Origin of the sequence: Halosimplex salinum, from assembly GCF_003730195.1 — an archaeon.
GTDB lineage: Archaea > Halobacteriota > Halobacteria > Halobacteriales > Haloarculaceae > Halosimplex > Halosimplex salinum.
The window spans coordinates 53851-67611 of sequence record NZ_QWGG01000014.1; the positions used below are offsets into that span (position 1 = coordinate 53851).

Consider the following 13761-nt stretch of genomic DNA (forward strand, 5'->3'; position numbering starts at 1 on the left):
AGGACCCTCAGTGAGCATTTGTGTTGGTAGGTAGTTTATTTCCGGATCCCTCGATACAGCGTGTACACGACGAATACAGCGATATACGCGAGCGCGAGGGCCTCAGTGATGAGCGACCGCTCGAGTAAGATGATCACTCCAATAACGAGTGGTCCCACGAGCAGGAGTGAGTCGAAGACCCGGTCATCCGCTCCAGCCTCGAACACAGAGGAAAGAACCGGCAGATCTCGTACCGTCATCGATAGAGCCCCCCACGCTGGAAGATAGTTCGGAGTGTCACGAGGACGGGGATGATTTCGAGCCGCCCGATCCACATATGGAAAAGGAACGAGATCTTTCCGACCGTAGGTAATGACTCAGGGCCCGTGATCCCTGAGGACAGGCCCACGTTCCCCTGAGCGCTGGCGACTTCGAACAGGACGTTCGCGAGCGAATACTCCCCCGACGGAAGTGTGAGCAGCAACACGAAGGTGCCGATCACCAAGAATGTAATCCAGAGGACGACGATGATCGCGGCCTCCATGAATTCGCGGCTCGCCTCTTCCTCGTTCAGTCGCCGGCCATTGATTTCCAGCCGCCGGATCGCGCTCTCGGGGTAGAATACGTCCGCGATCTGGTGCCGAATACCCTTAGCGAGTGTTAGTCCCCGGATGAGTTTGATACCGCCCGCGGTCGACCCGGCAGCTCCGCCGACGAACATCCCGAAGGTGACTGTAAGCTGTGCGTACGACGGCCAGCGACCGAGTGCGACGTTGGTCGCGTCGACGGCTGTCTGGAACCCTGTACAGGTCGCGGCAGAGACGAACTGGAAGAGACCGTACCGGAGGGCAGCGAACGGCGTCTCGTAGGGGCCAGCGAAATAGAGAAAACTCCACAGCAGCGCCGATCCGAGACCCATGTAGCCGAAGACCCATCGGGTCTGGAGGTCCGAGTAAAAGTTCCGCAGGTCACCCTGCAGGATGAGATAATGAACGGGAAACGCGATGCTCCCCAATAGCATAATCGGAATCAACACAAAGTCGATCGCCACGCTGTCGTATGTCGCAATCGAGTTATCCGTGATCGAGAATCCACCGGTCGCGAGGCCGGTCATCCCGTGATTAATCGCGCCCCAGATCGGCATCCCTGCCAGCCACAGCGCGAGAATCGAAACGAACGTGAACAGGATAAAGATCCACCAGATCGTTCGGACTGTCGAGACGATGCTCGGGTGGATCTTCTCGGAGCGAGCCTCACTCTCGTAGAGAGTTAGCGAACCGCTCCCAGGACGTGAAAGGATCGCCGTCGTCAAGACTATCACACCGACCCCGCCGATCCATTCACTGAACGTCCGCCACCACTGCAACGTGCGCGGAAGCACCTCCTCGTTGTCGGTCATCGTGAGGCCCGTGCCGGTGAAGCCACTCATACTCTCGAAGAGGGCATTGAGTGGCTCGGTGAACGCAGCAAGCGTTGCTGTTTGAGCAGGCGTTGTGAAGCCCGGCAGGCCGAGCTGGACGCTCCACGCGATCAGCAGGAACGGGAGTGAGCCGAAGAGCCCGACCGAAAACCACCCCGACGCGGCAACGATCATCCCGTGGAACCGACCCGGAGCTTCCGCATCTTGGAATCGTCGATAGAGTAACCGACCAATCCCCAACGGAATGACTGCGGAGACCAGCAGTGCCGGGAGTGCATAGAACTCTCCCCAGACAACCGGAACGACGAGCGAGACCAGCATCAGCCCGCCAAGCGCCTCCAGGATGCGACCGATATCTCGGCCGACTGTTGCAATGGACCCGTTCATACGTTCTCTGTGTTTTCGATTAGAGCTGCCACGATCGCCCTGAAATTCAACGACATCAGTTCATTCAACCCGGTCTTCATAATGCCCAAAGATGTCCGTGATTTCCGGGTCCGCACCGACACCGGAGTACACTGTCAGCAGATCACCTTCTTTGATAGTCGTGTTACCACGTGGAGTAATCGGATGGTCATTTCCTTCACGTTCAATTGCAACAACGAGCATATCGTCTGTGATTAATTCCGCCTGTGTGGCCTGCTGGAGTGTTTTGCCTGCGATAGGCGCCTCCTCGGTAACCGTGATTTCGAAGACCTCGGCTTCCTCACCGATGCGCATGTAATCGACGATCGCCGGCCGTGCCACGGCCCGATAGAGATAATCAGCGATCAGCTGTTGAGGGTTCTCCATCGTGTTCACGCCGATCTGCCGGAAGAGATTCATGTGATCGGGATCGTGAACGACTGAAAGAATCGAAGGAACCTCAAATTCCTTCGCAAGCAGGCAGGTCATCACGTTCGTTGCATCTTGGTCCGTGGTCGAGATGAACGCATCAGCCCGATCGGCACCGGCGTCAGCTAACGTGTCCTTCGTCGTCGCATCAGCGTTCAAGACGAGGCAATCAAATCGATCAGCGGCCCGATTCGCACGTTTTTCATCACGCTCGATGACGACAACCTCGTTGCCAGACCGCGTCGCAACATCGATAAGCGGTGTCCCGATATCGCCTGCGCCGATGATAATAATGTACATAGAATTTACACCTCCAGTCTCCGCCTGAGCGCTTCACGAACTGACATAGGTGATTCTTCCGGTCCGCGAGCCATTACAACGGTTTGAGCTAGTTCTGCGCCGATTTTCTCCGGCAGTGACCCAAAGACAGCCTGTGAAATAGTTCCCGATCGTGTCGCACCGACACAGACCGTGTCGTATTCCTGAGCTGCCTCGATAATCGCCTGTTCAGTATCCTCAGCTACCATCACCTTGGCATCATACGACATGTATTCGATTCCAGCACGTTCGGCTAATTCGGCAATCACTGCTTCACCACGCTCGGTCGGCGAGAGATCTTCGTCACTCTCGGATTCTGGCGATTGAACGTTGAGAAGCGTCAACGACGATTCGTCAGATGCGGCGACGAACTCAGCAGCACGCCGGGCCGAAACCGGCGCGTGCGGCCCCTCACCAGCAAGCACCATGACATCCCCTTCACCGCGTCCGCCTTCGGGACCGAGCTTCACCAGCGTCGCATCACAGGGAGCACGCCCAATCACGGGGTCGATCGTTGACCCGAGAACGTGTTCACGGCGGCTCCGGGTGCCCTGCCAACCGATCAAGACGTGATCTGCATTTTCCTCTTCGATCACGTCTAAGATGACAGATCCAGCATCGCGACCGACTATCGCTCGCGTCTGGAGGCCGATATCGAGGTCGGTGGCAATATCACGAGCGGACTCCAGCAGTTCCTGTTGCCGTTCGACGCGCTCCTCTTCGAACGTAAGATCCTGGGAGAGCGAGGTTTGGCGCGGAACCTCGATGACGTTGACCGCGATTACCTCAGCGTGTTCATCCTCGTGGGCGTGTGCGCTAGCTGCAGCCATTCGAAGCAAATCGCGTTCAGTCTCCGGATTCGCAACGGGGACTACCACGCGATAGCGGCCTTCACCGTTCGCCATCGCAGTCGGTTCGGGTGCGATTGCTTCACCGACGAGGCTGGTACTGAGTGCCCGGTCGCGTGCGTATCCGAGATACCAGAGCACACCGAAGACGACGATAACGGTTCCGATAGCCTGAATGATGATGCTCATCTGCACAAGAATCGCCAGGCAGGCCACGAATCCCAGGATCGGCACGATAGGATACAACCCCTTTGGGATTTTGAAAGCTGGATCGTACGCTTCGGGATTCGCCCGCCGTAAGACAACGACGGCGACGTGAACGAGGGCGTACGTCACCAGGTACATGAAGCTCGCCACCTCGGCGAGCGTGCCGATTCCAACGCCAATAGCGATCAGTACGAGGGTGAGTATCCCAGTGGCTGTGATCGCTCGGTACGGTGTTCGGAACCGATCATGGACTTCGTTGAGCCAGTTGACGAGGATTCGGTCCCGCCCCATTGCGAAGTTAACTCGTGCAGCCGAAAGGATGCTCGCGTTTGCACTCGATACCGTCGCCAGGACAGCGCCGACGATCATCGCCAGCGCTCCGATCGGCCCCATAAATTCGGTTGCCACGTCAGCAACCGGGATCTGCGAGACGGTGAGGGCCTCAATCGACAGCGTTCCTGTTGAGACAAACATCACACCGACGTACATCAGAGTTGGCGTCACGACCGCCGCAATCATCGCGAGTGGGAGGTTTCGACTGGGGTTCTTGATTTCCTCAGCACTGGTTGCGATCACCTCAAACCCGATGAACGTCACGTAGACGGTCCCGATCGTCGCTGCAACGGCCGGCCAGCCGTTGGGATTGAACTCCCCAATAGTCGGCCCACTAAAGAGACCGAGAGCGAGGAACGCAAGAATGAGTGCAACGAGCGTAAGGACGATAACATTCTGGAGTGCTCCCGTTTCCTTGACACCGTAGTAGTTGACGGCGGTCAACAACGCTGCCATCACCAGTGCCGCGACGGTAATCCCCATCTGGCCCCAGCCAGCGAGGAAGCCGATGTATTGGCCGAGTCCTGGTAGGAGGTACTGGCCGAAGCCGATCATGTAGAACGCCGAAGCGAATGTCAGTCCAGCCCACATCCCCCAGCCGACGATACTTCCGAAGAACGGCCCGAGCGCTCGATTGACGTAGTAGTAACTACCCCCGGCCTTCGGCATCCCGGTCGCCAACTCTGAGAGGGAGAGCGCCGCTAACAATGACACGAGCCCACCGGCGAAGAACGAAATCATACTGGCAGGGCCCGCTTGCTCGGCAGCGATACTCGGGAGGACGAAAATCCCGGCTCCAATCATCGTCCCGAGACCGATCGTGTAAGCCTCGAGGAACCCGAGATCGCGGGCAAGTTCTTGCTCAGTCTCACTCATACGATACCACCTTCGTTGCCGTGCGCGTCGCTACGTGTGTGCATATTCGCATCAACTCAACCATCATTCGTGTTCGGTTTCTTCTGGGAGTGCAATCACCGGCCGGTCCGCATCTGTGACCAGCTTGAGCGCCTTATCACCGGACAAGAACTGGACGAGACGATTCCCACCACGGGGGCGAAACGCAATAGCGCTGGCATCCAAATCTGCTGCAACTTCGATAATTGCAGCAACGACATCTCTCCGGTATGCAGTTTCCGTGTCTATCTCCGGGATAAGTCCACGGAACGCTCCAAATGCCTTCGAAGCCCGTTGTTCTGCCTGTTCGAGCGGGAGCTTGTCAGGGACCCCTTCTCCCTTCTCGATTACGTGAACGACGGTCACCTGACCGTGTTCATAGTCATCAAGTATCTGCGCTGTTTCACGTGCATCCTCTTCGTCCGCAACGGGGACAACGAGATGCTTTGTAAGTGATTCTGGCATGGCTTACTCCTCCGTCTCTGATTGGTGGACGTTCTCACTGCCACAATGCGGACAGGCAGATGCTTTCTTGTCAAGGATACCACCGCAGGAATCACAGCGAATTTGTTCCGAGTTATGGACGTCTCCGAGATACGCCCAGTGCAGTGATTCCGTTCCATCCAGCTGCGGTTCCCGACGGACGTGATACAGTGAGACAATCTCGGTATTAGCGCCGGGGCCATTCGGATTCGGAGGATGCTTTCGCACGAGTGCGTACGCGCCGTGATTCTCGATCTGAAGAACTTCCCCAGCTGCGGTTGCTTCAATCTCCTCTTCGATTGGAGTACGAAGCGCCTCAATACGGCGCTCGACATACGAGAGAACCGCTTTCAACTCAGAGAGTTCCAACGAATCGATCCGTTGAATCAGCGCATCGGACAGAGTATCGGGTGCTTCTGGATCTTCATTGGGGTTACTCATGTTCTCACCCCCTCCTTTCAGAAGAACGACGCTCATCCGCCTCACGAAGAGAACCGCTTGAGAAACGCCACAAATACGGTTTAGTCACATTGAAGTCGAGCGAAACAGGCCGACTGACTGCCGTGTTCTCTATAGTTTGAGTCGCATCGACTGACGGAGTAACGAGGGTGCAGAGTAGGGCCATATACGAGGCCACACTTCGGAATGATAAATATGCTCCGGATTTTCAAACGAACCAGTACTAAGAAGGTCATAAATTTTTTATTCGTTCAAACCCTGTTTCAGAGTGTCTACTGCGGGATTAGACGGTGATTCAGCGATTTCAGACGTAGTGAGGTTGAAGAGATGACCACATCCCAAACAGATACTTAATGATAACTTAAAAGAGCTAGTGGAATCAATCTTAAGCTATAAATATGCCCCTTCAGATCGATACGGTTGACGAGCAGATTCTGTATTATCTATCTCAAGAGGCCCGACACACCTCTGCGCCCGATATCGCAGAGAAAGTCGACGTCTCGGCACCGACCGTGCGAAACCGAATCCGGCGTCTCGAGGAGGAGGGCGTGATTCGAGGATACCACGCCGATATTGATTATCAGAAGGTCGGTGGCCGGCTGACCAACCATTACGTCTGTAGTACGGGGAATCGAGACCGAGAAGAGATGGCCCACCGTGTACTCGACGTCCCGGGAGTGATCAACGTTCGAGAGATCATGTCCGGAAAAGGTGACCTCCGGATTACGGTCGTCGGGACGGACACCGACGATCTTACGCGGATCGCGCAAGGGATTACATCGCTCGGTATCGAGATCGACGACGAAGACTTGATACACAGAGAGTATTTCCGCCCATACGCCCCATTCGGGCCCCGCGACGAAGAGGGAGCCTCACCAGTGACCGGCGTCGCGGGGCTTGCGGGCGATGCCGATGTCGTTGAAATCATTGTGAGAGAACAGGCCCCAATCGCCGGGAAAACGCTCCAAGAAGCGAACGAAGAGGAGCTCATCCCCTCCGATGTGCTTGTCGTCCGGATCAACCGTGATGAGGGGACCATCACTCCGACGGGGGAGACGTTGATCAAGGAGGACGATTTCGTCACGATCCATTCACGCTCAGGGGTGACTGAAGAGACACTCGAAGCCTTTACCGGAGACTAAGACAGGAGCTGAGGGTTCGCAAGCGGGCTCGATGGTTCACGTCAGTGACTGTTTTTCTGGCGCCGGCGATGGGTGCCGGCGCACACGCGTCGGCGGTTATCGATGTCGACACGAAGTCAACTCCGATTCATCCAACGGAGCGAGACCGCAGACGAACAGTCCGAAACCGACCGCATCGCACAAATCTACCGACACTCGGACGGCTATCCCGACAGCGTCCTCCGTGACCTTGTCCAGCTGAAGCAGTTGCTCGACGAGACGCGAACTGAGCGCGGGCCTGCGTACGCCGCTGCCCAGTTCCTGTTCCTCGACACGCTCTCGACCATGACCCTCTACGTGGACGAAGGGCGTGACCGGAGCATCCACGCTGACCACCCCTCGGATCTCCTCGAGCCGGACAATATGGAGCATCTTGACCAGCCGCTGTTCCTGCTCGGTCATGGCGTCGAGAATCCGGCCGACGGCATCCACGGCGACGAGGAATATCTCTACGTCGTCGAGCTCCCAACCCGGAACCCATTCGAGGAGCCCTCCGAGTGGACCGTTAAGGTGAGCGGTCATTCCGCATTCCCGCGCTGGGATGGCCCGACCGAGGAAGCCTTCGAGCGGGCCAGCTGGCAGTTCCACGGCCCGCTTGAGCACGCACTCGAAGAGCTGGTCGCTGAGGCGGCGTAAACACCGAGCCCGCTCAGATGATGCCGCCGATGACGAGTAGTCCGACGACGAGCAGCAGCGTCGCGACCACGCTCCCACCGGCCAGCCACTTGTTCTCCATCGCTTTCTCGTGGAGGGGCATGTCGGCGTACTCCTCGCGGAACGCTTCGAGGTTCTCCTCGTCGTAGAAGTACTTCGTCTTCAGCGCGAACCGCTCGGTGACTGCACAGCCCGTACAGATCGGCTCACCTTCCAGCCGCTCCGTTTTGATGTGGCTGGTGCAGGCGATGGCCCCGCAGTTCGGACAGTACGTGTACGTCTCGTCGACGCCACTCGTGTCACAGTGGACGCACCGATGGATGCCGTCCTCGGCGGTCACTCGTGACGGGCCTGCCGTGTAGTACTCGTAGGGATAGGTGTACTCCTAGATGTCGGTGGTGTGCCGAACCGCGGGGAGGTACACCGGTTCGATCGACTGGACGGAGATATCCGAGCGGTTCGGCTCGCAGGTCTTGTTGTACGTGACGTTGTTGTCGCCGGTGTAGGTGACCGTCGTCGTGTGATGCTGCTGGAGTCGCTTGACGGCCCACTCCTTGTACTCCGTTTGGGTCTGCCCGTACCGCCGCTCCTCGACGTCGTCGAACACCTCTCCGAACTGCTCGGTGTCGAGGTCGACCGTCGCGTGGAGGTTCTCGGTGACCAGCGTCGCGACGTCTTCATCGACGACCTGCGGCTGCCCGCGCTCGGCGTGGGCGACGAATCGCGATCGGTCGTTGATCCGGTGGATGACGCCCACCGACGTCTCGAAGACGGCGTTCGTGTCCGCGGTGACCGCGACCACCGGGCGGAACGTCACCGATGAGTGCGGTTCTAGGAGGTCGGCGGCCTCGATGTTCTCGATGTCGCGGAACGCCTCCGTGACTGGCGCGTCGACGTCGGCAGCCGGGTCGTACGGGCGTAGGGTCTCGTCGCAGAGAATCTCGATGCGACCGTTGTAGAGGTCGAGGCCGATCTCGTCCGCAATCTCCCGGAGATCCTCGCCGTCGAGCAGCTCGATTGGATGGGGGTCGTCGTTCTGCTGGAGGCGGTCGGCGTACTCCTGAGCAGGGTTCGTAAACCGGCCGGTCGTGACGACCATTCCGCGTTTCGGGCCGTCGAAGTCGAACGTCGCGATCGCCGAATGGAGCTTCTGGACGACCGGCCGCCCGACTGTCCCCGTGTGCTTGCACTCGACGATGATCGCACGCCGGGTGCCGTCGACGACCTCCTCCATGATGACGTCGCGACCCTCGTCAGCCGTGCGGTCGGCCTGGCGGACGTTCTCGTAGCCGAGGTTGCGAAACACGTCCTCCATCACGTCCTCGAACTCGAACCCCGAGAGATCGTCCAGTACAGCCATCCTCAATTATGTGAACAGTACGTTGCAACTGCCAAATACGTTGCCGAACGCTACGCCGTCCTGTTTGTTGAACCCCTGAGAGGGGTGCGGGGGTCACCGAACCGCCCGCGAGCAACGAATGAACGGGAATGTACCTGCAGCCAGTTCGGAATCCGTTTCAGTCGCATCGTCCGCACAGTTCCACCGAGACACAGTCGAATACGTCGGCTTCCGCGTCGACGGCCAAGCCGTCGTCCTGAACCTCTCGGAGCATCGGCGACTCTCCCTCGAGCGCAGTCTGGACCTCATCAACCACAGTCCAAGCGGGTTCGAGTGGGGGTACAGTGGTAGCGGGCCCGCCCAGCTCGCGTGCGCACTCCTACTCGACTACTACGACGACGAACAGGCCGCCCGTGAGCACTACATCGCGTTCCGGAATCAGGTGGTCTCGCAGCTGGAGTGCGACGGTACCGCGGCGTGTTGGCACCTCACCGGCGAGGAGATCGACGCCGCGATGGCGACCCTTACCGACGACGGCGTCGCCCTCCCCGACGGTGGACGGCCGTCGCCGACGCTCCCCGAGAACTGGCGAACCGTCTCCCACCCGGACCGGCGGGTCTTCCAGCGCGCTGATCGCGACCACTACATCGTACACGGGGATGGAAGCGACGAGTGGCTGGTCGTTCTCTGCAGCCAGGGCGACCATGCGTATCCTGCCCCGCTTGCACATCGGACGGTTGCCGAGGAGGCTGACGTGGAACAGGTAATCCAGAAGCTCGCAGAGGAGAGCAACGACCTCATCGAACCCCCAGAGGGGGAGCCCTGATGGAGACGCTTCGACTGGCGCGAGCCACCCACCAGCTCCTCGAACGTGGGGTCGAGGCGCTCAAGAAGATCGGACGCGAACTGGAGCGATACAACGACCGACAGGAGACCACCGACGACACCGACTCGTAACCCAACCATAGTCTGTAGACTAATGGCGGAGTGCCGGATTCCAGTATATGCAAACTCCCGAGCAGATTGACCGTACAGGGAGAAGCGAAGAGCAAAATCTGGCCGGATTTGATACAATATTGTGATTTCTTTGGCTTAAACCTATGTTGAAAGAGACACGAGTTGGTAATATGGCGACAAGGATGGCCACCCGGCTCGAGAACTTCTTCGAGCAACGAACCGACGGGAATCTCCGAAGTATCGTGAAATACGAGGAAGACACGTACGAGATCGTCCATCTCAGGGACGACGTCGCTGAGCAATATACGACAGACGAACTCGAATCAGCAATTGACGATTCCCGGATGGAATCGTTGACGGCGCCAATCTACGAGAACACCTTCTCAGAAGACCACGGACAGCTCACCTGCCTTGTGCAGTGCTTCGAGAACGTTATCGAGATGAATTTCGTTCTCGAAGATGGAGTTGGAGCCGCAGTCGCACTTGATGCGGAAGCGATGGCTGATGCTCACGGACTTGTAGCTGAAGCAAGGCGGATCGTCCTCGAAGAACGAGAGTAGTCGCCGACAATAGGCCATCCAGTCTCATTTTTGAGGGGCTCTTCGCGCCAATCTGCGAAGGCCCAATTAACCAACGAGTTCCGGGACCGAAGACGAGTGTTGGTTAAAGTAGTGTAGTTTTTGCGCCCGGGAGAGGGGCGCAGGGCGCGCGACGATGCAGTCGCACGTCGACGAGGATTCCTCAAGTGAGGTGACCGAAATGAAAGATCCAGAGTCCAGAACCATCTTCGCTGGCGTCGATGGACGTACCGACACCGAACTACCTGAGTGGTACCGAGAGCGTCACAGGGATGCAGACACCGTGACCTTCGCCGAGGCGGTTCGTGATCTTCCGCAAGCCGTCGAGACGACCGTGGCGTACCAGAATCCATACACCGACGAGTGGGTCGAGACGGAGCGGTTCAACGCGCTCGTCGAGCCGAGTCGCGCCCGCTCGCAGGGCCGTGAAGCGGAAGCGGGGACAGACCCATTGTTCCATATCCCGACTGACTCGTACTCGATCATCAACCCGGTCGACGTCTACGGCCCGCTAGAGGAGGTCCTCCGCGAGGAGACCATCGACGGGACGCCGCTGGGCGAGGTGATGTTCGGCGAGATTCGGCGCTACCGGGGCGGCGGCGAGGTCCACATGGACATCATGTTCGACGGCCTCGAGGTGCGCCTTCCTGGCCGGTCGGACCCGATCACGATGGGCGTCACGTCGGGCTACGACTTCTTCGGCGAGCACGCCGTCTACGTGGAGGGGTTCGCCCAGGATGGCTACTGCTCGAACACGATGCGCTCGCTCACCGACAAGGAGGTCATCAAACACGTCGGCGACGTGCGGAACTTCCGGAGCTGGTGGGAGGAACTCCTCGCACAGGTCGAACTCGTCGCCGACGACCTCTTCGAGTTCATCCGGGACGCTCAGGACATCGACCTCGACTTCTCGGAGCTCCCGTTCACCGTCACGGAGTTCTACACCCTGCTGGGCTTCCCGGACTACCTGGCCGAGCGCGCCGCCGGCGATGCAGAAGCCAACGCCGCGTCACCGTTCGAGATCGATATGTGGACGCTGCATTCCGGCGCGACGTACGCGCTCACCCACTTCTTCCAGGGGAAAGAAGGGGCGTCTCTCGATCAGTACGTCCGCATCGCCAACGACATTCTGTTCAACCCGGAAGGCACGATCGAGCGCGTCGAGCAGGCGTACAAGCAGGAGTTAGAGGCGGACGACGACGGGTCACAGGCCTCCCTGGCCGGCGAACGAGCGCTGGCGAGCATCGAGCGCGTCAGCGACGATCTGCAGGAGAAGGTCGATCAGTTCGAGAAGCGTGAGGATGCGCTCCGTGAGCGGTTCCAAGAAGCGATGAGCTGATACTCGAACTTCCGTCTCTCAGTTGTTTTCTGTTGCCCACTGGAGTAACGGTTCCAGTCGTGTTCGAACCTCGTCGCCGTCGTCAGTCAACGCGTATTCGACACGCGGCGGAATTTCGTTGTACTGCGTCCGTGAGACGAGCCCTGCCTCCCTGAACTCGTCGAGGCGTTTCGAGATCGTGGACGTGCTCGCCGTCGGGAGGTGGTCCTCGATCTCCGCGAACCGCAGTGAGTCGTGCGCGCCGATGATACTGACGAGTTGCATCGCGTATTTCCGGCTCAACGTGTCGATGACACCCGTGAGTGGACAATAGCACGTGCCGTCGACGTCACAGACGGGTGCTGATGAGGTGGTATCTGCCATAGCTTTGCGGCCTCCAACTTACTCCATAGCTTTGGACTCCGAAGTATAAGCCTTTCCCGTCGTAAAGTAATAGTACGCGTGACGAGCGACTCTCAATACGATCTCGTGATTCTCGGCGGCGGTGCCGCAGCCTTCGCCGCGATTACCGAAGCAAGCCGCCGAAATCTCTCGACGGCGATGGTGAACACCGGCCTGCCGATCGGTGGGACCTGCGTGAATGTCGGCTGTGTGCCGAGTAAGCATCTGCTTGCCGTCACCGAGAGCGGCGCTGCAGCGTCGGAGAACCCCTTCGACGCCGTTCGATACCCCGAGGAGCCGACCGTTGACTGGGCCGACGCACTCGACGGAACCGACGAACTCGTCGAACGGTTCCGCCAGGAGAACTACGTCGACGTCGCTGAACACTTCGAGACTGACATCTACGAGGGCTACGGCCAGCTGGTCGACGACACAACCATCGAGGTCGTTGAAGGAACCGACGAAGGTGCGCGTATCACCGGGGAGAAAGCCCTGATCGCGACCGGAAGTTCACCATGGGCGCCACCCATCGACGGCCTCGACGACATCGACTACTACACGAGCGAAACCATCCTCGAAGAGCGGGACCTCCCGGAGCGCATCGTCATCATCGGAGGCGGCTATATCGCCCTCGAGTGGGGGCAGATTCTCCACCGCGTCGGCGTCGACGTGACCATCCTCCAGCGCTCCGAGCGTGTCCTCTCGGGAATGGAAGGCCAGCTCGGGCGAGAGATGCAGCGCGCATTCGAAGACGAAGGGATCGATGTGGTCACCGGCAACGACTTCCAGCGCGTGCGCACATCAGCAACTGACGGCGGGGTCGAAGCAATCCAATCGAGCGTCATTGTCGAGACAGTCGTCGAGGGCACCGAGCAGACGGTGACCGGGGACGCACTATTCGTCGCGACCGGTGTTCAGCCCAACAGCGAGGGTATCGCCCTCGAATCAGTGGGAGTTGAAACGAACGACGACGGGACGATCCACGTCGACGAGCACTTCCAGACCACGAATCCCGACGTGTACGCCGGTGGCGACGTAATCGGCGAGCCCGAACTGGAGACGGTCGCCGCCAAGGAAGGCAATCACGCCGTCAAGAACGCCTTCGGCGATGAAGGCGTCAGCATCGACTACGATGCGGTCCCCGCAGTCGTCTTCACAAGTCCCGAGGTCGCAGCCGTCGGGACGACCGAATTCGAGTACATGGACGAACACGGCATCTGTTCCTGTCGGACCGTCCAGATGGAGGACGTACCGCGAGCGAAAGCTGTCAAAAACACGGATGGCCTCGTCCAGGTCGTCAAGCACCACGAGACCGACGAAATCGTCGGCGTCCACATGGTCGGGCCCCGTGCCGCTGACATGATTATGGAAGCCACACTGGCTGTGAGGTTCGGCCTCACCATCGACGACATCATCGACACCGTCCACCCGTTCCCGACGTTCTCCGAGGCGTTCAAACACGCCTGTCAGGCGTTCCGCCGGGACACGGCTACGATGAGCTGCTGTATCGAGTAACCCCCCCACCAGCATTATCCAAATTATGACCGAGGCCAAGAA

General features: G+C 58.9%; 14 protein-coding genes and 1 pseudogene. 7 read left to right on the forward strand and 8 right to left on the reverse strand.

Going from position 1 to position 13761, the window contains the following annotated elements; translation table 11 throughout:
* Window positions 1-35: 35 nt before the first annotated feature.
* From D1409_RS22800 to D1409_RS22825, 6 genes are all read right to left on the reverse strand, one after another.
* A complete protein-coding gene (locus D1409_RS22800; protein ID WP_123539265.1) occupies window positions 36-239 on the reverse strand; it encodes a hypothetical protein in 204 nt (67 codons plus the stop codon).
* Window positions 236-1786, reverse strand: a complete 1551-nt coding sequence (locus tag D1409_RS22805) for a TrkH family potassium uptake protein (RefSeq protein ID WP_123539266.1) — start codon at window positions 1784-1786, stop codon at window positions 236-238. The genes D1409_RS22800 and D1409_RS22805 overlap by 4 nt, the downstream gene beginning before the upstream one ends.
* Before the next feature lie 60 nt (window positions 1787-1846).
* The gene (locus tag D1409_RS22810) at window positions 1847-2533 is read right to left on the reverse strand and encodes a potassium channel family protein (RefSeq protein ID WP_123539267.1); all 687 of its coding nucleotides are present in this window, start codon (window positions 2531-2533) and stop codon (window positions 1847-1849) included.
* A gap of 5 nt (window positions 2534-2538) precedes the next feature.
* Complete coding sequence (locus D1409_RS22815) at window positions 2539-4815, reverse strand: amino acid permease (protein ID WP_123539268.1); 2277 nt, start codon at window positions 4813-4815, stop codon at window positions 2539-2541.
* 63 nt (window positions 4816-4878) lie between these two features.
* Entirely contained in the window at window positions 4879-5298 is a 420-nt protein-coding gene (locus D1409_RS22820) for a universal stress protein (RefSeq protein ID WP_123539269.1), read from the reverse strand.
* A gap of 3 nt (window positions 5299-5301) precedes the next feature.
* Complete coding sequence (locus tag D1409_RS22825) at window positions 5302-5757, reverse strand: hypothetical protein (protein ID WP_206425162.1); 456 nt, start codon at window positions 5755-5757, stop codon at window positions 5302-5304.
* 416 nt (window positions 5758-6173) lie between these two features.
* On the opposite strand from D1409_RS22825, the gene D1409_RS22830 reads away from it, so the two are divergent.
* Together D1409_RS22830 and D1409_RS22835 are read left to right on the forward strand one after the other, a co-directional pair.
* Complete coding sequence (locus tag D1409_RS22830) at window positions 6174-6917, forward strand: Lrp/AsnC family transcriptional regulator (protein WP_123539270.1); 744 nt, start codon at window positions 6174-6176, stop codon at window positions 6915-6917.
* A 102-nt stretch (window positions 6918-7019) separates the two neighbouring features.
* Window positions 7020-7592 carry a hypothetical protein gene (locus tag D1409_RS22835; RefSeq protein WP_123539271.1) on the forward strand — a complete coding sequence of 191 codons (573 nt, stop codon included), beginning with the start codon at window positions 7020-7022 and terminating at the stop codon, window positions 7590-7592.
* Between the two features lie 13 nt (window positions 7593-7605).
* Here the strand turns inward: D1409_RS22835 and D1409_RS22840 are convergent.
* A pseudogene (locus tag D1409_RS22840) lies at window positions 7606-8970 on the reverse strand (restriction endonuclease).
* A gap of 118 nt (window positions 8971-9088) precedes the next feature.
* Between D1409_RS22840 and D1409_RS22845 the strand changes: the two are divergent.
* The 4 genes from D1409_RS22845 (at window position 9089) to D1409_RS22855 (ending at window position 11823) form a co-directional block, all read left to right on the forward strand.
* Window positions 9089-9775, forward strand: coding sequence for a DUF6166 domain-containing protein (locus D1409_RS22845; protein ID WP_123539272.1), 687 nt, complete (start codon window positions 9089-9091; stop codon window positions 9773-9775).
* Window positions 9775-9906, forward strand: coding sequence for a hypothetical protein (locus D1409_RS25630; protein ID WP_268895837.1), 132 nt, complete (start codon window positions 9775-9777; stop codon window positions 9904-9906). The genes D1409_RS22845 and D1409_RS25630 overlap by 1 nt, the downstream gene beginning before the upstream one ends.
* A 170-nt stretch (window positions 9907-10076) precedes the next feature.
* Complete coding sequence (locus D1409_RS22850; RefSeq protein WP_115862197.1) at window positions 10077-10466, forward strand: hypothetical protein; 390 nt, start codon at window positions 10077-10079, stop codon at window positions 10464-10466.
* Between the two features lie 199 nt (window positions 10467-10665).
* Entirely contained in the window at window positions 10666-11823 is a 1158-nt protein-coding gene (locus tag D1409_RS22855; RefSeq protein ID WP_123539308.1) for a hypothetical protein, read from the forward strand.
* 18 nt (window positions 11824-11841) lie between these two features.
* Here D1409_RS22855 and D1409_RS22860 read toward each other — a convergent pair whose 3' ends face one another.
* Window positions 11842-12186 (reverse strand): winged helix-turn-helix transcriptional regulator, encoded by a 345-nt coding sequence (locus D1409_RS22860; protein WP_123539273.1) that lies wholly within the window; start codon window positions 12184-12186, stop codon window positions 11842-11844.
* Between the two features lie 78 nt (window positions 12187-12264).
* Between D1409_RS22860 and merA the strand changes: the two genes are divergently transcribed.
* Window positions 12265-13719 carry a mercury(II) reductase gene (gene merA / locus D1409_RS22865; RefSeq protein WP_123539274.1) on the forward strand — a complete coding sequence of 485 codons (1455 nt, stop codon included), beginning with the start codon at window positions 12265-12267 and terminating at the stop codon, window positions 13717-13719.
* The last annotated feature ends 42 nt before the right edge of the window (window positions 13720-13761 follow it).

Bases quoted from the DNA above. Each gene is read 5' to 3' on its own strand.
- D1409_RS22805 (WP_123539266.1), bottom strand. From the start codon at position 1,786: ATGAACGGGTCCATTGCAACAGTCGGCCGAGATATCGGTCGCATCCTG.
- D1409_RS22815 (WP_123539268.1), bottom strand. From the start codon at position 4,815: ATGAGTGAGACTGAGCAAGAACTTGCCCGCGATCTCGGGTTCCTCGAG.
- D1409_RS22830 (WP_123539270.1), top strand. From the start codon at position 6,174: ATGCCCCTTCAGATCGATACGGTTGACGAGCAGATTCTGTATTATCTA.
- D1409_RS22810 (WP_123539267.1), bottom strand. From the start codon at position 2,533: ATGTACATTATTATCATCGGCGCAGGCGATATCGGGACACCGCTTATC.
- D1409_RS22800 (WP_123539265.1), bottom strand. From the start codon at position 239: ATGACGGTACGAGATCTGCCGGTTCTTTCCTCTGTGTTCGAGGCTGGA.
- D1409_RS22855 (WP_123539308.1), top strand. From the start codon at position 10,666: ATGAAAGATCCAGAGTCCAGAACCATCTTCGCTGGCGTCGATGGACGT.
- D1409_RS22850 (WP_115862197.1), top strand. From the start codon at position 10,077: ATGGCGACAAGGATGGCCACCCGGCTCGAGAACTTCTTCGAGCAACGA.
- D1409_RS25630 (WP_268895837.1), top strand. From the start codon at position 9,775: ATGGAGACGCTTCGACTGGCGCGAGCCACCCACCAGCTCCTCGAACGT.
- D1409_RS22845 (WP_123539272.1), top strand. From the start codon at position 9,089: ATGAACGGGAATGTACCTGCAGCCAGTTCGGAATCCGTTTCAGTCGCA.
- D1409_RS22860 (WP_123539273.1), bottom strand. From the start codon at position 12,186: ATGGCAGATACCACCTCATCAGCACCCGTCTGTGACGTCGACGGCACG.
- D1409_RS22825 (WP_206425162.1), bottom strand. From the start codon at position 5,757: ATGAGTAACCCCAATGAAGATCCAGAAGCACCCGATACTCTGTCCGAT.
- D1409_RS22820 (WP_123539269.1), bottom strand. From the start codon at position 5,298: ATGCCAGAATCACTTACAAAGCATCTCGTTGTCCCCGTTGCGGACGAA.
- D1409_RS22835 (WP_123539271.1), top strand. From the start codon at position 7,020: ATGTCGACACGAAGTCAACTCCGATTCATCCAACGGAGCGAGACCGCA.